Here is a 23,179-nt window from a genome sequence, read left to right as displayed (position 1 = left end):
ATCCATGCCCCAGCCGATCAACATTCTGCACATGCATTCGTCGTTCGATCTCGGCGGCAAGGAAGCGCGCGCGGTCCGGTTGATGAACGCGTTCGGCGACCGGGCGCGGCACACGATCGTGTCCGGCGTGCCCGGTGCCTTGTCGGCCCGCGATGCGATCGCGAAGGGTATCAAATACGAGATCGCGCAGGACCCGCCGCCGCTGACCGGTGGCCCCTCGGTCGGCCGGTTCGAGACGATCGCGAAGTTCATGCGCCGCTTCGACTTGGTGCTCAGCTACAATTGGGGGGCGATCGACGCGGTGATGGCGAAACGCGCCTTCGCCAAAGGCGCGCCGCCGATCGTCCATCACGAGGACGGCTTCAACGTGGACGAGGCGGCCCGCCTGAAGCCGCGGCGCACGCTTTATCGCCGGATCGCGTTCGGTGCGGTCGATGCGGTCGTCGTGCCCTCGCTGACGCTGGAGCAGATCGCGCGGCAACGGTGGAAGCTGACCCCGCCCAAGCTCCACCGCATCTCGAACGGCATCGCGACCGCGCTCTACGCGCGACAGCCCGACCCGAAGGCGATCCCCGGTTTCCAGCGCAAGCCGGGCGAAGTCGTGGTCGGCGCGCTGGCCGGGCTGCGTGCGGTCAAGAACCTGCCCGCATTGGTCCGCGCGGTCGGCGGCTGTTCGGCGCGCATCCGGCTGGTCATCGTCGGCGAGGGGCCGGAACGTGCGGCGATCGAATTCGCGGCGCGCCAGATGGGGCTGACCGACCAACTCGTCATGCCCGGCTTCCTGCCCGATCCGCATCGCTTCGTCGGGCTGTTCGACATCATGGCGCTGTCGTCGCTGAGCGAGCAGTTCCCGATCTCGGTGGTCGAGGGGATGGCGGCGGGCCTGCCCATCGTCGCGCCGCAGGTCGGCGACATCGCGCACATGATCTCGCGCGAGAACTGGCCGTACGTCCAGCCGTTCGAAAACGAAGTGACGCTGCGCGACGCGTTGCAGGCGCTCGCCGTCGATCCGGCCGCGCGCAGCGCCGTCGGCAAGGCCAATCGCGCGAAGGCCGTCGCCGACTATGACGAGAAGGTGATGATCGCCGCCTATCGCGACCTGTACGAAACCGCGATGGGTCGTCCGGGCGTGCTGGCCTAAGTCGTATTTGCTCGCTTAGCCGGCGTCATCCGCTATAGCTGCGCGTTATCGTCCCAGGAGATCGAAGTGTTCAAAGGCCTGAAGCCCATGCTCTACAACGGCCGCGAGGTGTGGCCGTTGGTCGAAGGCGGCAAGGGCGTGGCGGCGACGAACCACGCCTCGGCCGGTGCGTGGGCGGCGGCCGGCGGGATCGGCACGGTCAGCGCGGTCAATGCCGACAGCTACGATCCCGAGGGCAAGATCATCCCGCAGGTCTATCACGCTTTGACGCGCCGCCAGCGTCACGAAGAACTGATCGACTATGCGATCGAAGGCGCGGTGCAGCAGGTCAAAAAGGCGTTCGACATCGCCGGCGGCAAGGGCGCGATCAACATCAACGTGCTGTGGGAAATGGGTGGCGCGCAACGCGTGCTGCACGGCGTGCTGGAGCGGACGCGGGGCCTCGTCGCGGGCGTGACGTGCGGCGCCGGCATGCCGTACAAGCTCAGCGAGATCGCGGCCTCCTACAACGTCAACTACCTGCCGATCGTCTCGTCGGCGCGCGCGTTCCGCGCGCTGTGGAAGCGCGCCTATTCGAAGGTCGCCGAACTGCTCGGCGCCGTGGTGTACGAGGATCCGTGGCTCGCGGGCGGGCATAACGGCCTGTCCAACGCCGAGGACCCGCTGAAGCCTCAGGATCCGTATCCGCGCGTCAAGGAACTGCGCGAGACGATGCGCGAGGGCGGTATTCCGGACGAGGTGCCGATCGTGATGGCCGGCGGCGTTTGGTATCTGCGCGACTGGAACGACTGGATCGACAATCCGGAGCTCGGCGCGATCGCCTTCCAGTTCGGCACGCGACCGCTGCTGACCCGGGAAAGCCCGATCCCGGACGGCTGGAAGGCCAAGCTGATGGATATCGAGCCGGGCGAGGTGCTGCTGCACCGTTTCTCGCCGACCGGTTTCTATTCGAGCGCCGTCAAGAATCCGTTCCTGCGCGCGCTGGAGGCGCGGTCGGAGCGGCAGATCGCCTTCTCGACACAGGAAGCGGGCGACCATACCTTCCAGCTCGACGTGGGCGTGAAGGGCAAGAACTTCTGGGTGACGCGCAACGACCTGCTGCGCGCGCGCGAATGGTTCGGGCACGGCTTCACCGATGCGCTGAAGACGCCCGACAACACGCTCGTCTTCGTGACGCCGCCGGAGAAAGCGGAAATCCGCAAGGACCAGGCCGACTGCATGGGCTGCCTGTCGCAATGCCTGTTCTCGAGCTGGGCGGACAGCGAGACCAACTCGACCGGTCGCCTCGCCGACCCGCGCAGCTTCTGCATCCAGAAGACGTTGCAGGACATCGCCCATGGCGGCCCGACCGACCAGAACCTGATGTTCGCCGGCCACGGCGCGTATAATTTCAAGAAGGACCCGTTCTATTCGAACGGCTTCGTGCCCACCGTCGGGCAGTTGATCGATCGTATCCTGACCGGGGACTGAGCGCGGGCATGGCGGTTAATGGCGCGCTAACCATCACGGGTTAGCTTCACGCGAATGAAACGCGCGCTGGTCATTCGCCACGTCGATCACGAAGGCATTGCCGGATACCGCGAGCCGGTCGAGGCGGCCGGCTACGAAATCGAACGCGTCGCGGCGCATCATGCGGGGTGTGCGAAGCTCGATATCCTCGCGCCCGATCTGGTCGTCGTGATGGGCGGGCCGATGGGCGTGTACGACAACGACCGCTTTCCGTGGCTGGACGACGAGATCGCGGTGCTGCGGCGGCGGATCGCGGCGGATCGTCCCACGCTCGGCGTCTGCCTCGGCAGCCAGCTGATCGCGGCGGCGATGGGCGCGCGTGTGCGTAAGGGGCCGGCGCGCGAGATCGGTTTCGCGCCGCTGACGTTGACCGCGGCCGGGACGGCGGGGCCGCTCCGTCATCTGGCGGGGACCGATGTGCTGCACTGGCACGGCGACACGTTCGACATTCCCGCCGGCGCGGACCTGCTGGCGACGACGCCGCTCTACGCGCAGGCCTTCGCGCGCGGCCGTAACCTGCTCGCGCTCCAGTTCCACGCCGAAATGGGCGAGGACGAGCGCTTCGACCATTGGCTGACCAACGACGCCGCCGACATCGCGGAAGTCGGCAAGACGCCCGACGCCCTTCGCGCCGATCACGACCGCCTCGGCCCACCCGCCGTCGCCGCCGGCCGCGCGATGATCGCCGACTGGCTGGCGGGGCTGAGCTAGGCCCTAACGTCCCGAAACCATGCGTGCGGCGCGCCGTGGACGAATCGGTCGGCTTCGCGCCTCAGACCGATCTTGGTTAGCACGGCGATCGAAGCGGCGTTGTCCACCATCGCGAACGCGACGATCGGCTCCTTCGGTGCGGTGGCGCGAATCCAGGTGAGCAGGGCCGTCGCGGCTTCGGTCGCGTAGCCACGTCCCCAGCAATCGCGCCGAAACGTGTAGCCGAGCTCGAGTTCCCCCGTCTCGAAGCGCGCGAATCCGGCGCGTCCGACGAAGGTGGCACGTTCATCAAAGACGGCGAATTTCGACCAGCCATGCGCGTGGAAATCCGCTCGATAGGAGGCGAGTTTTGCCGCCAGAGCCTCGTTCGTCCATGCGACGCCGTCGGGTTCGATGTAACGCTGCACCGCGCGGTCGGCGTGGAGGTCTTGCAGCAAGGGCAATTCGTCGGCGGCAAACGGGCGAAAGCGCAACCGCGCGCCGACGAGAACGAAATCGCTCAGACCCAGCCCTCAAGCACCTGGTCGGGTGGGCGGTGGCCGTCGGACCAGTGCTGGATGTTGCGAATGACGCGCTCGCCGGTCGCGATGCGCGCTTCGTATGTCGCCGAGCCCATATGCGGGAGCAGCACGACGTTCGACAGCGCGAGCAGGCGCGGGTCGATCGCGGGTTCGTGCTCGAACACGTCGAGACCGGCCCCGGCGATGCGGCCGGCTTCCAGCGCGTCGATCAGCGCGGCTTCGTCGATCGCGGTGCCGCGCGAGGTGTTGATGAGGTAGGCGTCGGGCTTGAGCAAGGCGAGGCGGCGCGCATCGATCAATTGCTCGGTCTGGTCGGTGTGCGGCGTGTGGATGGTGACGAAGTCCGACGTCGCCAGCATCGCATCGAGGTCAGCGTGCCAGGTCGCGCCGAGTTCATCCTCCAGCGCCGCCGGCAGGCGGTGGCGGTTGTGATAGTGGATCGCCAGCCCGAAAGCCCGCGCGCGGGCCGCGACCGCCTGGCCGATCCGGCCCATGCCGACGATCCCTAGCGTCTTGCCGCCGATCCGGTGGCCGAGCATCGCGCCGGGGCTCCACCCGCGCCACTGGCCCGACCGCGCCAGCTTCTCGCCCTCGGCCAGCCGGCGCGGCACCGACAGGATCAGCGCCATCGTCATGTCGGCGGTATCGTCGGTCAGCACGCCCGGCGTGTTGGTCACGAGGATACCGCGCGCGCGCGCTGCCTTCAGGTCGATATGGTCGACGCCGTTGCCGAAATTGGCGATCAGCTTCAGCCGCTCGCCCGCCGCCTCGATCACCTCGTCGTCGATCGCGTCGGTCACGGTCGGGACCAGCACGTCGGCATCCCACAGCGCGGCGATCAGCTCGTCGCGCGTCATCGGTACGTCCTCGCGGTTCAACTGCGTGTCGAACAGCTCGGCCATGCGATCCATCACGGCATCGCTCAATTCGCGAGTCACGATCACACGCGGTTTTCGTCTCGAATTGGGCATGATCGAGGCTTGGCGAGCGTTTCGACGCAGGTCAACTCGGTTGATGCGCGGCGGTGGGACACGGTAGGGTGCCGTTCGATTGGTCAACAGGGGATTAGACATGCGGCAGCGTATCGCGCGCGTGGTGACGATGATGGCGGCGGCGGGGCTGGCGGTGCCGGCGATCGCCGCGCTGGTGGACAAGAAACCGCCGTATTTCGCGTCGTTACAGGCGAAGGAAGTGCGGATGCGGACCGGACCGGGGCGCACCTATCCGGTCAGCTGGTCCTATGTTCGGCCAGGCCTGCCGGTGCGGGTGATCGAGCTGTTCAAGGAAAAGGGGTCGGGCGCGCAGTGGCGCAAGGTCGAGGATCCCGACGGCACGCAAGGCTGGATGCAGGCGAACCTGGTCAGCGAGTCTCGCGCGGCGATGGTCAAGGGCGAGATCGCCGAACTGCGCGACACACCCCGCTTCGCCGGCAAGGTCAACTGGCGCGCGGCGCCGGGGGTGGTCGGCCGCATCAGCAAGTGCGGCAACGGCTGGTGCTACCTCGACGTGATGGGCCGCGGCGGATTCGTCGAGGTCAGCCGCTTGTGGGGCGTCGATCCGACCGAGACGATCGACTAGTCGATCAGTTCCACCGCGACCGCCGTCGCTTCGCCGCCGCCGATGCAGAGCGAGGCGAGGCCGCGCTTCAGCCCGCGCGTCTGGAGCGCCGACACCAGCGTCGTCAGGATGCGCGCGCCGCTCGCGCCGATCGGATGGCCGAGCGCGGTCGCGCCGCCATGGACGTTGATCTTGTCGTGCGGGATGCCGAGGTCGTGCATCGCGATCATCGCGACGACCGCGAACGCTTCATTAACCTCGAACAGGTCGACATCGGCGACGCTCCAGCCGGCCTTGTCGAGCGCCTTCTGCATCGCCGCGACCGGCGCGGTCGTGAACTTGGCCGGTGCGTGGGCATGCGCCGCCTGCGCGACGATCCGCGCGACGGGCTTCTTGCCCAGCGTGTCGGCGACCGACTGCCGCGTCAGGACCAGCGCCGCGGCACCATCGGAGATCGACGAGGCGTTGGCCGCGGTGATCGTGCCGTCCTTCGAGAATGCGGGCTTGAGCGTCGGGATCTTGGTCGCGTCGCCCTTGGCCGGCTGCTCGTCCTTCGAGACCGTGTCGGTACCCTTGCGCCCCACCACTTCGACCGCGACGATCTCGCGATCGAACGCGCCCGAGGCTTGGGCGGCTTGCGCGCGCTCCAGCGAGGCGATGGCGTAATCGTCCTGCGCCCGCCGCGTGAACTGATATTCCTGCGCGGTATCCTCGGCGAAGCTGCCCATCAGCTTGCCGGGCTCGTACGCATCCTCGAGCCCGTCGAGGTACATATGATCCTTCATCACGTCGTGCCCGATCCGCGCGCCGCCGCGATGACGCATCGACAGATACGGCGCGTTGGTCATGCTCTCCATGCCGCCGACCACGATCAGGTCGACCGACCCGGCCGCCAGCGCCTCCGCCCCCATGATCGTCGCCTGCATGCCCGATCCGCACATTTTGTTGACCGTCGTCGCCTCGACATGATCGCCGAGCCCGGCGTGGATCGCCGCCTGCCGCGCCGGCGCCTGGCCGAGCCCGGCGGGGAGCACGCAGCCCATGTAGATGCGTTCGATATCCTTGGGATCGACCCCGGCGCGCTCGACCGCGCCCTTGACCGCGGTCGCGCCGAGCTGCGTCGCCGAGGCGCCGGTCAGGCTGCCCTGGAAACTGCCCATCGGCGTGCGGGCGTAGGAAAGGATGACGATCGGATCGGCGTTCATGGCGGCAGGGGCTCCCATCAGGTTGGTGGCGATCTAGGCGCGCGCGACGCTCAATTCAATTTGCCCTGCGTCAAGCCGGCGAGCGGCGGCTTCGCGTAGGTGCGGTCGCATGCAGACGATCATCACCATCCTCAAATGGACCGCCTCGATCAGCGGCATCGTCGCCGCGCTGATGGCGTCGCTCGATTCCGGGCGACGTGTGACGGGGTGGGGGTTCGTCATCTTCGTCGGCTCGTCGATCTGCTGGATCGTCGGCGCGCTGTTGTCGAAGGATGCCGCGCTGGGTACGCAGAACGCCGTGCTGTTCGCGGTCAACCTGTTCGGCGTCTACCGCTACCTGATCCGCCAGAAGCCGGATGGCTGAGTGGGGCTGGCCGGTCGGGCTCGGCATCCTCGGCGCGATCGTCGGGAGTTTCCTGGCGACGGTGGTGATCCGCTGGCCGCAGGAGCGGTCGGTGATCGGCGGCCGGTCGGCGTGCGACGCGTGCGGGCGGCGGCTGGCGGCGTGGGAGTTGGTGCCGCTGGCGAGCGCGGCGATCCTGCGCGGCCGGTGCCGGAGTTGTGGCGCGAGCATCGCGGCGATGCATTGGCAGATCGAGCTGGGCTGCGCGGTCCTCGGCATCATCAGCGGATTCGCGCTGCCGGGCTGGGCGGGAGTCGCGGGGGCGGTGTTCGGCTGGCTGCTCCTCACGCTCGGCGCGCTCGATGTCTTGGCGTTGTGGTTGCCCGATGCGCTCGTCCTGCCGCTGGCGCTGGCGGGCCTCGCGGCCGGCGCGATCGTGCCGCCCGGTTGGAGCGATCGGTTGATCGGCGGTGTCGCCGGTTTCGCGTCGCTCTGGGCGATCGCGTTCGCCTATCGTCGCATGCGCGGGCGCGAAGGGATGGGGGGTGGCGATCCCAAGCTGTTCGGCGCGATCGGGTTGTGGGTCGGCTGGGCGATGCTGCCGTTCGTGTTGCTGCTCGCGTGCGTGGCGGGGCTGGGCGCCGTCGCGATCGACCGGTTGCGCGGGCGGGCGGTCGGGGCGAGCGATCGCTACCCGCTCGGCGCGCTGCTCGCGATCGCGGCTTACCCGGTGTGGCTCGTCATGGTAGCGTATGGCGCATGAAGCTGATCCCGCTCGCCTTGCTGCTCGTCGCCGCGCCCGCGCTCGCCCGGGACAAGAAGGCGCCAGCCGCGCCGCCGCTGCCGACCAGCGTCGACGGCCTGCCGATCGGCGCGATCCCGACGCAGCAGCTGCCCGCGCGCGGTTGTGCCGCGTTCCTGTGGACGCGCGGGCCAAGCCATGCGCTGGTGGCGATGGCGGTCGCCGATCCGTCGGTGCTGCGTCTGTCGATCGGCGGCAAGGTGCAGGATTTCGCGCTGACCGCGCAGCACGGCACCGGCGGCTACGGCTTCTCGCAAAGCAACGAGTATCGCGGCGGCGACGTCACCGCGACGCTCGATCTCCAGGTCGCGGCGGCCGACGACGTGCCGGGCGGCGCGCGAGTCGGGGACTCGACGCTGCGGATCGACCGGGCGGGGCAGGATACGATCGTCGTGTCGGTCGGCGGGATGATCGGGTGCGCGTGAGGGCGTCATAAGTCGGGGAGGCAGGGGATGGAAATGAAGCAGATTCTGGCCGCACAGCGTGCCGCGTTTCAGGACGAACTCCCCGTCTCCGCCACGATCCGCAAGGATCGCCTGACGCGGGCCGCCGCGATGATCCGCGACCATGCCGACGCCTTCTGCGACGCGCTGAGCGAGGATTTCGGTCACCGCAGCCGCGAACAGTCGATGGTCACCGACATCGCCGCTTCGATCGCGCCGATCAAGCACGCCATCAAGCATCTCGACCGCTGGATGCGACCCGAGCGGCGGCCGGTGACGTTTCCGCTCGGGCTGCTCGGCGGCAAGGGCTGGATCGAGTATCAGCCCAAGGGCGTGGTCGGCGTGATCGCGCCGTGGAACTTCCCGGTGCAGCTGGTGATGGCGCCGCTCGCCAACATCCTGGCCGCGGGTAACCGCGCGATGGTAAAGTCGAGCGAATACACGCCGCGTACCGCCGCGTTGTTCGAGCAGGTCTGCCCCGATTATTTCGCGGCGGAGGAACTGGTCTTCTTCTCCGGTGGGCCGGAAGTCGGGAAGGCATTCGCCGAACTGCCGTTCGACCATCTGATCTTCACCGGCGCAACCGGGATCGGCCGCCACATCCTCCACGCCGCCGCCGACAACCTGACGCCGGTGACGCTCGAACTCGGCGGCAAGTCGCCGGTGATCGTGGGCAAGGGCGCCGACATCGCGCAGGCAACCGAGCGGGTCGCGCTCGGCAAGATGATGAACGCTGGCCAGATCTGCCTCGCGCCCGATTATATGCTGGTGCCGGAGGGCCAGGAGCAGGCGGTGGTCGACGGCCTGAAGGCGGCGGTGTCGGCGATGTACCCGACCCTGCTGGCGAATCCCGACTACACGTCGATCGTCAACGATCGGCATCATCAGCGGTTGCAGGACTGGCTGGCGGACGCCCGCGCCAAGGGCGCGACGATCGAGACGGTCAACCCGGCCAATGAGGACTTCGCCGGATCGAACAGCCGCAAGATGCCGCTCCACATCATTCGCGATGCGACCGACGACATGACGGTCATGCAGGAGGAGATTTTCGGCCCGATCCTGCCGGTGCGCCGCTACGCCGGCGGCATCGACGACGCGATCGCCGAGGTAAATCGCCGCGACCGGCCGCTGGGGCTGTACTATTTCGGCCATGACGATGCCGAGCGCCGCCGCGTGCTCGACCGCACGATCTCGGGCGGGGTGACGCTCAACGACGTGATCTTCCACATCACCAACGAGGAACTGCCGTTCGGCGGCATCGGCCCGTCGGGGATGGGCGCGTATCACGGGCAGGACGGATTCAAGACGTTCAGCCATGCGAAGGCGGTATATCGCCAGCCGAAGATCAACGTCGCGAAACTCGCGGGGATCATGCCGCCGTATGGGAAGGCGACGATGGCGAGTGCGCGGCGGCAGATGAAGTGACGACGCCAGTGGCGAACATCGAACATCCACCGCATTGCTGGCGCCCGTATCGTCTAGCCGGACACGCCCTTGTAACCGCTCGCGGTTTTGACGAGCCGGATGGAACCAACACTATATCCTCGACCGCCCCGTTCGCGCTCGATCACATATCCCTCTTTAGTGGGGTAGCCGCAAATCAAACGAGCAAATGGCCGAGCTTCATCGCCTTTGGCAATAGCATCGGAAACATTGAACGGTTGGCCCGGATCGGCAAGGCGATAAGGTAGAGCTTTTTGCACGGCTTGCGGAAGTTTCTTGACCGCGAAAGCTGCTGTTGGAGAGGGATTGCTGCATGTCGGTATGGAACTAGCGGCATGTGTTGCGGCGAGCATAATCAACGGCAGCATGAATACCTCCCGATTTCGTGTCGGACATGCCTATCGATGTCGGATGAACCTGAGCTTTCCAAGCTTGGGGCTGGGCGCATACCAACGCCAATTCACGGCACCTCCGCCTTCGGGAACCCCGACCACACTTCGTCATAATCCTCGTCCAGCGCGCTCGTTTCCAGCGCGTAGTCGGTGCAGTGGAACACCCAGCGGCTTTCGATCATGAAGGCCATCGTGCCGTCGATCTTGTGCGGCTTGAGGTCGGCTTCGCTCGCGCCCTTCCAGCTCGCGACGTCGGGCCCGTGGCCGCTCATCATGTTGTGCAGGCTCATCGCGCCGGGGCGGAAGCCGTCGGCCTTGGCGTCGTAGGCGCCGTAGAGCAGCCCCATGCACTCGCTCATCACGTTGCGGTGGAACCAGGGCGGGCGGAACGTGTCCTCGGCGACCATCCAGCGCGGCGGAAAGATCACGAAGTCGGCATTGGCGGTCCCGGCTACGTCGCTGGGCGAGGTCAGCACGGTGAAGATCGACGGATCGGGATGGTCGAAACTGACCGTGCCGATCGTGTTGAACTTCGCGAGATCGTAGCGATACGGCGCGTAATTGCCGTGCCACGCGACGACGTCGAGCGGGCTGCGGCCGAGATTGGTGGTCCACAGCGACCCCTCGAACTTCTGCACCAGCGCATAGTCGCGCTCGACATCTTCGAACCAGGCGACCGGCGTCTCGAAATCGCGCGGGTTGGCGAGGCCGTTCGAGCCGATCGGACCGAGGTCGGGGAGGCGGAAGGGCTGGCCGTGGTTCTCGGCGACATAGCCGCGCGCCTGGCCGTCGCTCAGCTCGACGCGGAAGCGCACGCCGCGCGGGATCACTGCGACCTGGCCGGGGGCGATGTCGATCCGCCCCATCTCGGTCAGCAGTCGTAGTGCGCCCTGTTCGGGCAGGATCAGCAATTCGCCGTCCGCGCTCGCGAACACGCGATCGGTCATGTCGCGGGTCGCGTGATAGAGGTGCATCGCGACGCCGGCCTGCGTGCGCGGAGCGTTGCTGATGTCGGGGCCCGCAACCAGCATCGTCGTCAGGCTGTCGAGCCAGTCGGCGTCGGCGGCCTCCGCCAGCGGTTTCCAGCGCAGGCGGTTGGGGGCGGGCGGTTTCCTCGACACGCCCGGCGCGAACCGCGGCGCGCCGTCATAGGGCGTGAAAGCGGGATGCGCGGCGCTCGGGCGCAAGCGGTACATCCAGGTGCGCCGGTTCTCGTGGCGCGGCGCAGTGAAGGCGGTGCCGCTCAGTTGCTCGGTGTAGAGACCGAAGGCGGGCTGCTGCGGCGAATTGCGGCCGATGGGGAGGGCCCCGGGCACGGCCTCGGTGGCGAAGTGGTTGCCGAAGCCGGTCATGTAGTTCGCGTCAGCCATGGTGCCTCGCCTAAACTCCCTCTCCCGTCGGGAGAGGGAGGGAGCCGACGAAGTCGGCGGAAGGGTGAGGGCAGGTCGCTATCGCTGCCCTCATCCGGCGCTTCGCGCCACCTTCTCCCAGCGGGAGAAGGATTTTACGCTTCGACCTTGCCCGGCACGACGCCGCGCTTGATCTGATCGAGTTCGATGCTTTCGAACAACGCTTTGAAATTGCCCTCGCCGAAGCCGTCATTGCCCTTGCGCTGGATGATCTCGAAGAAGATCGGGCCGACCATGTTGGCGGTGAAGATCTGCAGCAGCAGTCCGCCGCCGGTCTCCGGCGCGCCGTCGATCAGGATCTTGCGCTTGCGCATTTCCTGGACGTCGTGGTTATGCCCCGGCAGGCGCTTGTCGATCAGGTCGAAATAGGTGTCGGGCGTGTCCTGGAACACGATGCCGTTGGCGCGCAGCCTGTCGACCGTCGCGAAGATGTCGTCGGTGGTCAGCGCGAGGTGCTGGATGCCTTCGCCCTTATAGTCCTTGATGAACTCCTCGATCTGCGAATGCTCGTCCTGGCTTTCGTTCAGCGGGATGCGGATCTTGTCGTCGGGCGCGGTCATCGCCTTCGAGAACAGGCCGGTCGCCTGCCCCTCGATGTCGAAATAGCGGATTTGGCGGAAGTTGAAGATGCGCTCGTAATAGTCCGCCCAGTAATCCATCCGACCGCGTTGCAGGTTGTGAGTCAGGTGGTCGAGGATCTCGAGCCCGACCGAATTGTCGTCCACGCCCTTGCCGGTCGGCACGAAGTCGGTACCCCAGATGTCGTCCTTGCTATCGACGAGATACAGGTTGGCGCCGCCGATCCCCTCGATCGCCGGGATATCGAGTTCGCCGGGGCCGTTGCTGCCCGTCACCGCGACCGCGCCGCGCTCGACCGCGAGCTTCAGCGCCTGTTCGTCGTCCGCGACCTTGAACGCCATCGCGTTGGCGCTAGGGCCGTGCGCCTCGCGGAAACCGGCGACCTGACCCTGCATGTCCATGTTGAGCAGGAAGTTGATCTCGCCCTGTGCGTAGCGGCGGACATTCTTCGACTTGTGCGTGCCGACATGCGTGAAGCCCAGCTTCTCGAACCAGCCCGCCATCGCCTCCGGATCGGGCGAGGTGAATTCGACGAAGGCGAAGCCGTCGAGGCCCATCGGATTGTCGTGGCGGTCGGTCATGATTGCGCTCCGAAGTGGTTTCAGGTGAAACTATATCGCGGATCGACGGGGTGGTCCACCCTCAATACGATACCGCGCCGCTCGTTCCTTGACGGGGTGACGAAGCGTGCGGGCGGCGCTAGCGTGGTGGGAATGTCCGACCTGAAGCTCGACGCCTTCCTGCCGTACCGCCTGTCGATCGTGTCCAACCGCGTGTCGGCGGCGATCGCGACCGCGTACGACCGGATGTTCGGACTTAAGATTCCCGAATGGCGACTGATCGCCGTTATTGCGGAAGGGCGTGCGCTGACGCAGCAGGCGCTGGGTATGGCGACGCGGATGGACAAGGTGACGGTCAGCCGCGCGGCGCAGGCCCTGGTCGATCGCGGGCTGGTCGTACGGGCGCCCAACGCCGGGGATCGTCGCTCGCACCTGCTGGCGCTGACCGAGACCGGGCGCGCGCTCTACGAGCAGGTCGCGCCCAAGGCGCTGGAGTTCGAAAAGGTGATCTTCGGCGTGCTGGCGGCGGAGGAACGCGCGGCCTTGTCGGCGATGCTCGACCGGATCGAGCAGGCGGCAGGAAAATTCGAATGAACCCGATGCGCGGTCGCGCGTTGGCGGTGTTGGAGGGGTCGTGCAACCAGAGCCCCGAAAAGGGGCCGTGTTGACGCGTTTCGTTACCAGTCGTTGTGTCGCGGTGGCCATCGGCGCGCTGGTCCCCGGCGTCGTCATCGCGCAGCAGATGGCCGTGCCCGCGACCGGGCAGGCCGCGCCGACCCCGACTCCCACGTCGACGGAGGCCGCTCCGCAGCAATCAAAGCCCGTCGCGATCCCGACGCCGGCGACCGATCCGCAGGGCAGCACGCCGGTAATCGACGACAAGGATTTCAACGCCGCGCTGCCCAAGCTGTCGAACGACATCAACGCGCCGCTCGAACCGATCCCGCAGGAAGCGCCGTTCACCCCGCAGACCGCTGCCACGCCGCCGGCGAGCACGGTGCCGCCGGTGACGCCCGCCCCGAACGTGGCACCCGGCACCTTGCCGCCGGTCGCGGAGCCGCCCGCCGAACTCGCCCAGCCGCTGCCGCCGCTCGACCCCAATGTGAAGCCCAACGATGTCGCCGACACCGTCGCCGACAAGGCTGCCGAGGTCCGCTACGACACCGCGGTCGTCGGGCTCGACAAACTGGGGCTGGAAGGCAGCTTCAAGTCGCTGTCGTCGCTCAAGAAGGGAGGCGGCAAGGCGGCGAACAAGGCGATGGTCAGCGCCCGGGCGCGCGAGGACGAAGCGCTCGCGATCCGCCTGATGAAGGCGCAGGGCTATTATGACGGCAGCGCGATCTCGACGATCGAGCCGGTGCCGACCGACAAGACCCGCCTGCGCGTGACGGTCAACGCGACGCCGGGGCCGCTCTATCGCTTCGGCACGGTGACGATCGACAGCGGGCCGGTCGTGCCGACCGACCTGATCGTCAAGAACCTCAACCTCAACCCCGGCGATCCGATCGAGGCCGATCGCGTCCAGGGGGCGGAGGCGAACGTCAGCCTGCAACTCGGCCAGACCGGCTATCCCTTCTCACGGCTGGGCACGCGCGACATCCTGCTCGACGACAAGACCTTCACCGGCGACTATACGCTGCCGGTCGATCTCGGCCCGCGCTCGCGCTTCGGCGACGTCGTCGTGACCGGGCGGCCGTTCAACGCCAAGCATGTCCGCGTGCTGCGCCGGTTCAAGCCGGGCGACCTCTATGACACCCGCCTGACCGACGACCTGCGCAAGGCGCTGGTCGCGACGAGCATGTATTCGACCGTGTCGGTCGCGCCGGTCGATACCGGCCGCAACAATCCCGACGGCACGCGGATCGTCGACATCGCGGTCGACCAGACGATCGGCAAGACGCGCTCGGTCTCCGGCACCGCCGGCTACAGCACAGGGCAGGGGTTCCGCGCCGAGGGGACGTTCACCGCGCGTAACGCTTTCCCGCCCGAGGGCGCGTTCGTCGGTACGCTGATCGGCGGCACGCAGGAACAGGGCGCGAGCGTCACCTTCCGCCGCTCCAACTGGCTGCAACGCGACCGCACGCTGACGCTGTCGCTGGCGGCCGGACACTCCAATTACGATGCGTTCAACGCCAACACGATCCAGCTGATTGGGCGGGTATCGTACGATTCGACCCCGATCTGGCAGAAGAAGTTCACCTATTATTACGGCTTCGAGCTGACCGGGACGAACGAGACCGCCTACGATTTCGCGACGATGGACCGGCAGCGGGGGACGTACTTCATCGCCGCCCTGCCGGTGATGGGGCAGTTCGACACGTCGGACGACCTGCTCAACCCGACTCGCGGATATCGCGTGAAGCTGTCGCTGAGCCCGGAAACGTCGGTGCGCGGCGCGGCGCGGCCGTATCTGCGCAGCCTGGCGGAGGCGAGCGCGTATTACCCCGTCAGCACCAGCCTGGTGCTCGCCGGACGCGTGCGGGTTGGGTCGATCGTCGGGATCGAGCGCGACGACCTCGCGCCGTCGCGGCGTTATTATGGCGGCGGCGGCGGGTCGGTGCGCGGCTACGGCTATCAGCGGCTGGGACCGTTCGATCCCAACGGGGATCCGGTCGGCGGGCGCAGCCTCAACGAATTCGCGCTCGAGGCGCGCTATCGCTTCGGCAATTTCGGGATCGTCCCGTTCCTCGACGGCGGCAATTCGTATGCGTCGAGCATGCCGAAGTTCAACGACTGGCGGCTGGGCGCCGGCATCGGCGGGCGCTTCTACACCAATTTCGGGCCGATCCGCATCGACGTCGCGACCCCGCTCAACCGCCGTCCGGGCGATAGCCGCATCGCGCTCTACATCTCGATCGGGCAAGCGTTCTGATGGCCGGCGAGGCGACCGCCGACGACGCCGGCGAGACGATCGTGATCGTCCGCCGGCCATGGTGGCAAAGCGTGCTGCGCTGGCTGGCGATCGTGCTCGCCGGCCTGCTCGCGCTGCTGACGTTGGTCTATGTCGTGCTCGACACCGCGCCGGGGCACCGCTTCATCGTGTCGCAGTTGGCGCGCTACACGACCGAGACCGGGCTGAACATCAAGGTCGGGCGAATCCGCGGGTCGATCTATGGCCGGATGGAACTGCTCGACCTGCGCGTCAGCGATCCCAACGGCGTGTTCGTGACCTCGCCCTCGGCGACGCTCGACTGGAACCCGTTCCGCTTCTTCGGCAATCACATCGACATCAACGAACTGAGCGCGCAGACGGTGACGATGACGCGCGCGCCGGCGCTGAAGCCCGGCGATCCGAACGCGCCGATCCTGCCCGACATCAACGTCGACATCGGCAAATTACGCGTCGACCGGCTGGTGCTGGCCAAGTCGGTGACCGGCGATCCGCACCTGATCCGGTTCGACGGCAGCGTCCATATCGCCGAGCGCCGCGCGCAGATCGTGGCGAATGCCGACGCCCTGCGCGGGCCCGGCATCCTGGGCGGCGACAAGCTGCGGCTGAGGCTCGATGCGGTGCCCGACAAGGATCGGTTGGGCATCAACGTCGTGCTCGATGCGCCGGGCGACGGCGTCGTCGCGGCGATGAGCGGGGTGAAGGCGTCGCTCCAGGTGCGGATCGGTGGGCAGGGCGACTGGAAATCCTGGCGCGGCAAGGGTCTCGCGACGCTGGGCGGGCAAAGCCTCGCCAACCTCGATCTCGGCGCGCAGAACGGGCGCTTCACGATCCGCGGGCTGACGCATCCGGGGCTGTACATGGCCGGACCGGTCGAGCGGCTGACCGCGGGCGGGATGATGGTCGATATCGATTCGACGCTCGACCAGCGCAAGGCGAACACGCGGATGACGTTGACGTCGCAGGCGCTGGCGGTGGCGGCGAACGGATTGATCGACCTCGGCACCAACAGTTTCGGCAATTTTACGCTTGATGCTCGGCTGCTCACGCCGGGCGCGATGCTGCCCAATCTGGCCGGCCGCGACGTCGCGTTGCATCTGGCGCTCGACGGCCCGTTCGTCACGCCGACGGTCGGCTACAGCCTGACCGCCGCCGTACTGTCGTTCAACGGGACCGGCGTCGAGGGGCTGAGCGCATCGGGCAAGGCGACGGTCGATGCCGACCATGTGATGGTCCCGATCAACGCTCGCGCGCGTCGCGTGACCGGGCTGAACGCGGCGACCGGCGGCTTGCTCGACAACGTCTCGATCGGCGGCAGCCTCGCTTATTCGAAGGGCAAGCTGCTGTCCGACAATCTGCGCATCAAGTCGGACCGGATCGACGCCACCGCGATCGTCGTCGCCGATTTGCCGAGCGGGCGCTACACCGGCGCGCTGAAGGGCCGGGTCAACGACTATGTCATCGACGGTGTCGGCATCGTCGACCTGACCACCAACGCGAAGCTGGTGACCGAGCCCAGGGGCGGTTTCGGGATCAAGGGCCATGTCGTCGCGAAGACGCGGCGCATCTTCAGCGACGGCGTGCAGAACTTCCTCGGCGGGCAGGCATTGGTGTCGAGCGACGTCGGCTACGACACGAACGGCGTCATCACCTTCCAGAACCTGAAACTGACCGCGCCGCAGTTCAGCATCTATCGCGGTGGCGGGCGGTACCTGCCCAACGGCACGCTGGCGGTGACCGCGGACGGCTATTCGAAAGCGTACGGTCCGATCACCGCGCGCGTCACCGGCAGCGCCGCCGCGCCGGTCATCGTCGTCAACGCGCCGCGCCCCGGCGTCGGTATCGGGCTCGCCAACCTGCAAGCGACGATTCGCGGCAATGCCGACGGCTATGCCATCGTCGCGAAAGGCGGCACCGATTACGGGCCGTTCGGCGCCAACGTGCTGCTCAAGGTCGGCAAGACGATGACGGTCGAGGTGCGGCAGGGCACGCAGGTCGCCGGCGTCAACCTGCTCGGCACGTTGCAGCAGACCGCCGCCGGGCCGTTCGCGGGCAAGCTCGCGTTCAGCGGATCGGGCGTCAACGGCACCGCAACTCTGGCGGCGCAGGGCGACGTGCAGCGGGCCGACATCGCCGCGCACGCCTATAACGCGCGCATCCCGGGAGCGGCCGATTTCACGATCGGCCGGGCGATCGCGACCGCGACCGTCATCCTCTATCCCAACGCGCCGCGCGTGCTGGGCGACGTGCAGGTCGCCAACCTGCGCTACGGCGACACCGTGGTCACCTCGGCGCGCGCCAAGATCGACTATGCGAATGGCGCTGGCACCGCGCAGGCGGTCGCCAACGGGTCGAGCGGGGTGCCGTTCAACCTGGCGATGAACGCGCGGCTGTCGCCCAGGCAATGGCTGGTCGCGTTGCAGGGCAAGGCCAACGGCATCGCGTTCCACACCGCCAGCCCGGCGCGGATCGAGCCGCTGGCGGGCGAGTACCGGCTGAACCCCACCCAGATCGTATTCGACAAGGGCAGCGCGCGGATCGCCGGCACGTTCGGCCGCACCACCGCGATCCAGGCGCGGCTCGACCAGCTCGATCTGTCGATCGTTAGCGCCTTCTCCAACGGGCTCTACATCGACGGTGCGGCGACCGGCAGCGTCGATTACGTCCAGTCGCCGACCGCGACCGTGCCCGACGTCGACGCCCGGCTCACGATCACCGGCTTCACCCGGTCGAGCGCGTCGGTCGTGTCGCAGCCGGTCGACATCGTCCTGCTCGCGCGGTTGACCGCGGCGGGGGGCGATGCCCGCGCGCTGGTCAAGCGCGGTGCGAATACCGTCGGCCGGTTCCAGGCGACGCTGGCGCCGCTCGGCGCGGGGGCGAGCCTGACCGATCGCCTCTACGCCTCGCCGCTGACCGGCGGGGTGCGGTATAACGGTCCGGCCGGCGTGCTGTTCTCGCTCGCGGGGCTGGCGAACCAGCAGGCGTCGGGCGGGATTGCGGTGGCGGCCGACTTCTCCGGCACGCTCGGCTCGCCGCATTTTAGCGGTATCGTCCGCGCGGACGACCTGACCTACATCAACACCGCGTTCGGCACGAAGCTGACCAACATGCAGATCGCCGGGCGCTTCACCGACGATCGGCTCGAACTGACGCAACTGCATGCGCGGGCCGGCAAGGGCACGGTCGACGCGCACGGCTCGATCGGGCTGGCGGCGGACAGCGGCTTCCCGATCGACCTTCAGGCGAGCTTCAACAACGCCGCGCTTGCCGACAGCGATGCGCTGGCCGCCAGCGCGACCGGCACGATCAGCGTCACCAACGGCGCCAATGGCGGTCTCATCAAGGGCGATATCCTCATCCCCGATGCACGCTACGAAGTCGTGTATCAGGGGCAGGGCGAGGTGCCTGAGCTGAAGGGTGTCCGCCGCAAGAGCGACCTGCCGCGCCCGCACACCGTCCCCGCGCCGCCGAGCAACTTCAAGCTCGACCTCCACGTCCACGCGCCCAACCAGCTGTTCGTCAGCGGCATGGGGCTCGAGTCCGAATGGGGCATCGACCTGCGCGTCGGCGGAACGACCGCGGCGCCGACCGTCTACGGCCGGGCGGACGAGGTGCGTGGCACCTACAGCTTCGCCGGCAAGCGTTTCGACCTGGCGCGCGGCGTCATCCGCTTCAGCGGCAACGCGCTGTCCGATCCCGATCTCGATATCGAGGCGACGACCGATACCAACGGCATCACCGCCGTCATCGACATCGCCGGCACCGGCCAGCATCCGCAGATCACCTTCACCTCGACGCCGCAACTGCCGCAGGACGAGGTGCTCAGCCGGCTGCTGTTCGGATCGAGCCCGGAGAATCTGTCGGCGACCGAGGCGATTCAGCTCGCCGCCGCGCTCAATTCGCTGCGCGGGTCGGGCGGGGGCGTCAATCCGCTCGGCAAGCTGCGCGGCGCGGTCGGGATCGACCGCCTGCGCATCCTCGGCGCCGACGACGCCACCGGGCGCGGGACGGCGCTCGCCGCGGGCAAGTACATTACGCGCAACATCTATATCGAGATCATCACCGACGCCCGCGGCTTCACCGCGACGCAGTTGGAGATTTCGCTGACCAAGAGCCTGAGCGTGCTGTCGCAGATGAGCTCGTTCGGCGGGTCGGGCGCGAGCGTGAAGTATCAGAAGAATTTCTGATTATGCCGGCGTCGCCCCGGCGAAGGCCGGGGCCGCTGGCCGCGTTGCGCCACCGCCGGCGATCCCGGCCTACGCCGGGATGACGGATGAGATTACTGACATGCCTGTAAGTTGCCTTCCGCGCCGCAATCGAATATCCGGTATGGCGGAGAGGTGAGGCGCATGGAGCATTTCGACGTCCTGGTGGTCGGCGCGGGGATTTCCGGCATCGGCGCGGGGTACCACCTGCAAACCCTGTGCCCTGACCGCAGCTACGCGATCCTGGAGGGACGCGCCGCGCTGGGCGGGACGTGGGACCTGTTTCGCTATCCGGGTATCCGCTCCGATTCGGACATGTACACGCTCGGCTATCACTTCCGGCCGTGGACCGAGCCCAAGGCGATCGCGGATGGGCCGAATATCCTCACCTATCTGCAACAGGTCGCCCACGACCACGGCATCGATCGCAAGATCCGCTACGACCACCAGGTCAAGCGCGCTGCCTGGTCGACCGCGGACGCGACGTGGACGGTCGAGGCGGAGACGCCCGGCGGGCCGGTGACGCTGACCTGCAACTTCCTCTTCATGTGCTCGGGCTATTACAATTACGCCAAGGGCCATTCGCCGGAATTCGCCGGTGCGGCGGATTTCGCCGGGCGCATCGTCCACCCGCAATTCTGGCCGCAGGACCTGGATTATACCGGCAAGGAAGTGGTCGTCATCGGCAGCGGCGCGACCGCGGTGACCCTGGTCCCGGCGATGGCGGGGGAGGCGGCGCACGTCACGATGCTGCAACGCTCGCCGACCTATATCGTCGCGCGCCCGGCGGAGGACGCGATGGCCAACTGGCTCCGCACCAAGCTCCCGGCGAAGCTCGCCTACGGCATCGTGCGGTGGCGCAACGTCCTGCTCGGCATGTTCTTCTTCAACCGCATGCGCAAGCATCCGGACAAGGCGAAGGAACGCCTGCTCGGCATGGTGCGCGAACAGCTGCCCGACGCCGATATCGAGACGCATTTCACGCCGCGCTACAATCCGTGGGACCAGCGGCTGTGCCTGGTGCCGGACGGCGACCTGTTCACGAGCATCCGCGACGGCAAGGCGGAGATCGTCACCGACACGATCGACCGCTTCGTGCCGGACGGCATCAGGCTGACGTCGGGCAAGACGCTGCCCGCCGACGTGATCGTGACCGCGACCGGGCTCGAGCTGCAATTGCTGAGCGGGGTGCAGTTCACGGTCGACGGCGAGGCGAAGGATCTGTCGAAAACGACCAATTACAAGGGCATGATGTATTCGGGCATCCCGAACCTGGCGTCGTCGTTCGGCTATACCAACGCGTCGTGGACGCTGAAGGCCGACCTGACCTGCGGCTATGTCTGCCGTCTGCTCAACACGATGAAGAAGCGCGGGCTGCGCCAGGCGACGCCGACCCCGCACGGTGCGGTGGGGGAGGAGCCGTTCCTCGACTTCACCTCCGGCTACGTCCAGCGCGCCCGCGACGTCCTGCCCAAGCAAGGCACGCGCAAGCCGTGGAAGGTCCACCAGAACTACGCCAAGGACCTGATGGCGCTGAAGTTCGGGTCGGTCGATAACGAGATGGTGTTCTCGAACCCCGTGCCGAAGAAGGTTAAGGCGGCGGCCTAGAACACCGCCAGTATAGGAGCGCTCACCCCGGCGAAAGCCGGGGCCCAGTTGGGATGGCGATTGTAATAGAGCGCATCGCGCCATTGCCTGGACGCCGATGCTGGACCCCGACTTTCGCCGGGGAGGCGGCTAGATTTTAGGCGTCGTTACCGACCGCCATCCGCAGCACCGTCACCCGCGCCTTGCCGTAGAGCTTGTCGGCATCGATCGCGAAGTCCGTCACCTCGACATGCTCGTCGCGCGCCGTTTCGATGCTCACCCAGGTCGCCGGGCCGATCCAGCCGAGCCGCGCCAGCTTGTCGAGCGCCACCGCGCCGGCGCCGGTGCCGTAGGGCGGGTCCATCATCACGAGGTCGAGCGGCTTGGTCGCCGGACCGAGCGACAGCACCGACTGCGCCCGGATATCCGCGGTCGCGCCGAGCTTGGCGACGTTCGCGCGCAACGCGTCGAGCGCGGCCTTGTCCTGCTCCACGAAGGTGCAGGTCGCCGCACCGCGCGACAAAGCTTCCAGCCCTAGCGCGCCTGACCCTGCGAACAGGTCGGCAACGGCGAGCCCCTCGAAACTGCCGATCCGGCTGGTGAGCATCGAGAACAGCGCCTCGCGCGTCCGATCCGCGGTCGGGCGAGTCGCGTCGCCCTTCGGCGCGACCAGCGGCCGCCCACGCCACTGACCGGCGACGATGCGCATTACTTGCGAGACCGTGGCGGTCGCGCGCCGGGCTTGCCGCGCCCGCCGGCGGGGCCGCGCGTGGGACGACCGGCCGGTCTGGCGGATGCGTCGCCGCTCGTCGCGCGATGGCTGCGCGCACGGTCGGCGCGCGCGCCGGTCGAGCGCACCGCGAGCGTGCCGTCCGCCCGTTGGCGCGGCTCCTTCGCCTTGACTGGGCGGGCTGGCTTGGCGGGGCGTACCGAGGGCCGCTCCGGTTCGCGCCTGGGCGTAGCGGCGCGGGGCGCCACCGGCCTTATCGCGTGCTCACGCTTGCGCGCCGGTTGCGGCAGGTCCTTGCGTGTCGGGTTCGCCCGGAACGAGTCGATGTCGTGCCCGCGCACCTCGCCGACCGTGCCGGGGGGCAGGTCGCCCAGCACGAAGGGGCCGTAGCGCGTGCGGATCAACCGGCTGACTTGTAGCCCGAGATATTCGAGCACGCGCCGCACCTCGCGATTCTTGCCCTCGGTCAGCACGAGCTCGATCCAGACGTTGGCGCCGGTCCGCCGCTCCATATTGGCGTCGATCGAGCCATAGCGGACGCCGTCGATCTCGACGCCCTCGATCAGCTCCTCCAGCTGTGCCTGTGTCACGTTGCCATAGGCGCGCGCGCGATAGGCCCGCTCCACCCCGGTCGCGGGCAATTCGAGCTGCCGTTTCAACCCGCCGTCGGTGGTCAGCAGCAACAACCCCTCGGTATTCAAATCCAGCCGCCCGACCGGCACCACGCGCGGCAAGCCCTTGGGCAAGCGGTCGTAGATCGTCGGCCGTCCGTGCGGATCGCGCTCGGTCACCAGCAGTCCGGCCGGTTTGTGATAGAGAAACAGCCGCGCCGCTTCGGCCGCTTGCACCGGATTGCCGTCCACGGTCACGCCGTCGAGCGATGGCAGCAGCGTCGCGGGCGTTTCGATCACGACGCCGTTCAGCGCGATGCGCCCCTCCGCGATCATCCGTTCGATCTCGCGCCGCGACGCGACGCCGGCACGCGCCAGCATCTTGGCGATCCGCTGATCGTCGGAATTTTTTGCGGCGGGGGCGTTGGCTGGGGTCTTGGGTCCGGGCATCGCCGCGCCAATATACCTTTTCGTCATGGGTGACGCGAAAAATTGCACCCGGACTCGTTGCCGCGCGTTAAGCGACGGTAGCGTAACGACA

The 23,179-nt window shown here is 67.6% G+C and carries 20 protein-coding genes; 12 read left to right on the top strand and 8 right to left on the bottom strand.

Translation table 11 applies throughout. The features are described 5' to 3' along the window. The first annotated feature begins 4 nt into the window (after positions 1-4). The 3 genes from J0I47_RS05980 (at position 5) to J0I47_RS05970 (ending at position 3,361) form a co-directional block, all read left to right on the top strand. A complete protein-coding gene (locus tag J0I47_RS05980) occupies positions 5-1,141 on the top strand; it encodes a glycosyltransferase family 4 protein (protein ID WP_294045548.1) in 1,137 nt (378 codons plus the stop codon). A gap of 66 nt (positions 1,142-1,207) precedes the next feature. Continuing rightward, complete coding sequence (locus J0I47_RS05975) at positions 1,208-2,611, top strand: nitronate monooxygenase (protein WP_294045547.1); 1,404 nt, start codon at positions 1,208-1,210, stop codon at positions 2,609-2,611. A 54-nt stretch (positions 2,612-2,665) separates the two neighbouring features. Beyond that, positions 2,666-3,361, top strand: a complete 696-nt coding sequence (locus tag J0I47_RS05970; protein WP_294045545.1) for a glutamine amidotransferase — start codon at positions 2,666-2,668, stop codon at positions 3,359-3,361. Here the strand turns inward: J0I47_RS05970 and J0I47_RS05965 are convergent. Continuing rightward, on the bottom strand, positions 3,358-3,834 hold the full coding sequence (locus J0I47_RS05965; protein ID WP_294045543.1) for a GNAT family N-acetyltransferase: 477 nt from the start codon (positions 3,832-3,834) through the stop codon (positions 3,358-3,360). The two genes, J0I47_RS05970 and J0I47_RS05965, sit on opposite strands and share 4 nt — an antisense overlap. A 26-nt stretch (positions 3,835-3,860) precedes the next feature. After that, positions 3,861-4,853 (bottom strand): D-glycerate dehydrogenase, encoded by a 993-nt coding sequence (locus J0I47_RS05960; protein WP_294045541.1) that lies wholly within the window; start codon positions 4,851-4,853, stop codon positions 3,861-3,863. A gap of 100 nt (positions 4,854-4,953) precedes the next feature. Here J0I47_RS05960 and J0I47_RS05955 point away from each other — a divergent pair, with 100 nt between their 5' ends. Continuing rightward, positions 4,954-5,460: an SH3 domain-containing protein gene (locus J0I47_RS05955; RefSeq protein ID WP_294045540.1), complete on the top strand. Its 507-nt coding sequence runs from the start codon at positions 4,954-4,956 to the stop codon at positions 5,458-5,460. Here the strand turns inward: J0I47_RS05955 and J0I47_RS05950 are convergent. Next, positions 5,457-6,644, bottom strand: coding sequence for an acetyl-CoA C-acyltransferase (locus J0I47_RS05950; protein WP_294045539.1), 1,188 nt, complete (start codon positions 6,642-6,644; stop codon positions 5,457-5,459). The genes J0I47_RS05955 and J0I47_RS05950 overlap by 4 nt on opposite strands. A 109-nt stretch (positions 6,645-6,753) precedes the next feature. On the opposite strand from J0I47_RS05950, the gene J0I47_RS05945 reads away from it, so the two are divergent. From J0I47_RS05945 to J0I47_RS05930, 4 genes are read left to right on the top strand one after another with little or no spacing between them, the layout of a single operon-like run. Beyond that, positions 6,754-7,008: a hypothetical protein gene (locus J0I47_RS05945; protein ID WP_294045537.1), complete on the top strand. Its 255-nt coding sequence runs from the start codon at positions 6,754-6,756 to the stop codon at positions 7,006-7,008. Continuing rightward, positions 7,001-7,750 carry an A24 family peptidase gene (locus tag J0I47_RS05940; protein WP_294045536.1) on the top strand — a complete coding sequence of 250 codons (750 nt, stop codon included), beginning with the start codon at positions 7,001-7,003 and terminating at the stop codon, positions 7,748-7,750. Before J0I47_RS05945 ends, J0I47_RS05940 begins: the two co-directional genes overlap by 8 nt. Next, on the top strand, positions 7,747-8,214 hold the full coding sequence (locus J0I47_RS05935; RefSeq protein WP_294045535.1) for a hypothetical protein: 468 nt from the start codon (positions 7,747-7,749) through the stop codon (positions 8,212-8,214). Before J0I47_RS05940 ends, J0I47_RS05935 begins: the two co-directional genes overlap by 4 nt. A 27-nt stretch (positions 8,215-8,241) precedes the next feature. Continuing rightward, positions 8,242-9,657 carry a coniferyl aldehyde dehydrogenase gene (locus tag J0I47_RS05930; protein ID WP_294045534.1) on the top strand — a complete coding sequence of 472 codons (1,416 nt, stop codon included), beginning with the start codon at positions 8,242-8,244 and terminating at the stop codon, positions 9,655-9,657. A gap of 53 nt (positions 9,658-9,710) precedes the next feature. Here the strand turns inward: J0I47_RS05930 and J0I47_RS05925 are convergent, their stop codons facing one another. The 3 genes from J0I47_RS05925 to hppD all read right to left on the bottom strand — a co-directional run bounded on the left by J0I47_RS05925 (position 9,711) and on the right by hppD (position 12,636). Further along, positions 9,711-10,043: a hypothetical protein gene (locus tag J0I47_RS05925; RefSeq protein ID WP_294045533.1), complete on the bottom strand. Its 333-nt coding sequence runs from the start codon at positions 10,041-10,043 to the stop codon at positions 9,711-9,713. A gap of 92 nt (positions 10,044-10,135) precedes the next feature. Beyond that, complete coding sequence (gene hmgA / locus J0I47_RS05920) at positions 10,136-11,437, bottom strand: homogentisate 1,2-dioxygenase (protein ID WP_294045532.1); 1,302 nt, start codon at positions 11,435-11,437, stop codon at positions 10,136-10,138. Positions 11,438-11,571: 134 nt separating this feature from the next. Beyond that, positions 11,572-12,636 (bottom strand): 4-hydroxyphenylpyruvate dioxygenase, encoded by a 1,065-nt coding sequence (gene hppD, locus J0I47_RS05915; protein WP_294045530.1) that lies wholly within the window; start codon positions 12,634-12,636, stop codon positions 11,572-11,574. A 132-nt stretch (positions 12,637-12,768) separates the two neighbouring features. On the opposite strand from hppD, the gene J0I47_RS05910 reads away from it, so the two are divergent. The 4 genes from J0I47_RS05910 to J0I47_RS05895 all read left to right on the top strand — a co-directional run bounded on the left by J0I47_RS05910 (position 12,769) and on the right by J0I47_RS05895 (position 21,318). After that, positions 12,769-13,209, top strand: a complete 441-nt coding sequence (locus J0I47_RS05910; protein WP_294045529.1) for a MarR family transcriptional regulator — start codon at positions 12,769-12,771, stop codon at positions 13,207-13,209. Positions 13,210-13,357: 148 nt separating this feature from the next. Continuing rightward, complete coding sequence (locus tag J0I47_RS05905) at positions 13,358-15,487, top strand: BamA/TamA family outer membrane protein (protein ID WP_294045897.1); 2,130 nt, start codon at positions 13,358-13,360, stop codon at positions 15,485-15,487. After that, entirely contained in the window at positions 15,487-19,692 is a 4,206-nt protein-coding gene (locus J0I47_RS05900; protein ID WP_294045528.1) for a translocation/assembly module TamB domain-containing protein, read from the top strand. Before J0I47_RS05905 ends, J0I47_RS05900 begins: the two co-directional genes overlap by 1 nt. 162 nt (positions 19,693-19,854) lie before the next feature. Beyond that, the gene (locus J0I47_RS05895; RefSeq protein WP_294045526.1) at positions 19,855-21,318 is read left to right on the top strand and encodes an NAD(P)/FAD-dependent oxidoreductase; all 1,464 of its coding nucleotides are present in this window, start codon (positions 19,855-19,857) and stop codon (positions 21,316-21,318) included. A 136-nt stretch (positions 21,319-21,454) separates the two neighbouring features. On the opposite strand, the gene rsmD is transcribed toward J0I47_RS05895, so the two are convergent. Together rsmD and J0I47_RS05885 are read right to left on the bottom strand one after the other, a co-directional pair. Next, on the bottom strand, positions 21,455-22,006 hold the full coding sequence (gene rsmD / locus J0I47_RS05890; RefSeq protein ID WP_294045525.1) for a 16S rRNA (guanine(966)-N(2))-methyltransferase RsmD: 552 nt from the start codon (positions 22,004-22,006) through the stop codon (positions 21,455-21,457). Further along, positions 22,006-23,088 carry a pseudouridine synthase gene (locus J0I47_RS05885; protein WP_294045524.1) on the bottom strand — a complete coding sequence of 361 codons (1,083 nt, stop codon included), beginning with the start codon at positions 23,086-23,088 and terminating at the stop codon, positions 22,006-22,008. The genes rsmD and J0I47_RS05885 overlap by 1 nt, the downstream gene beginning before the upstream one ends. Between the last annotated feature and the right edge of the window lie 91 nt (positions 23,089-23,179).

Source organism: Sphingomonas sp. (assembly GCF_017304635.1).
GTDB lineage: Bacteria > Pseudomonadota > Alphaproteobacteria > Sphingomonadales > Sphingomonadaceae > Sphingomonas.
This window is presented reverse-complemented; position numbering and strand designations above follow the sequence as displayed.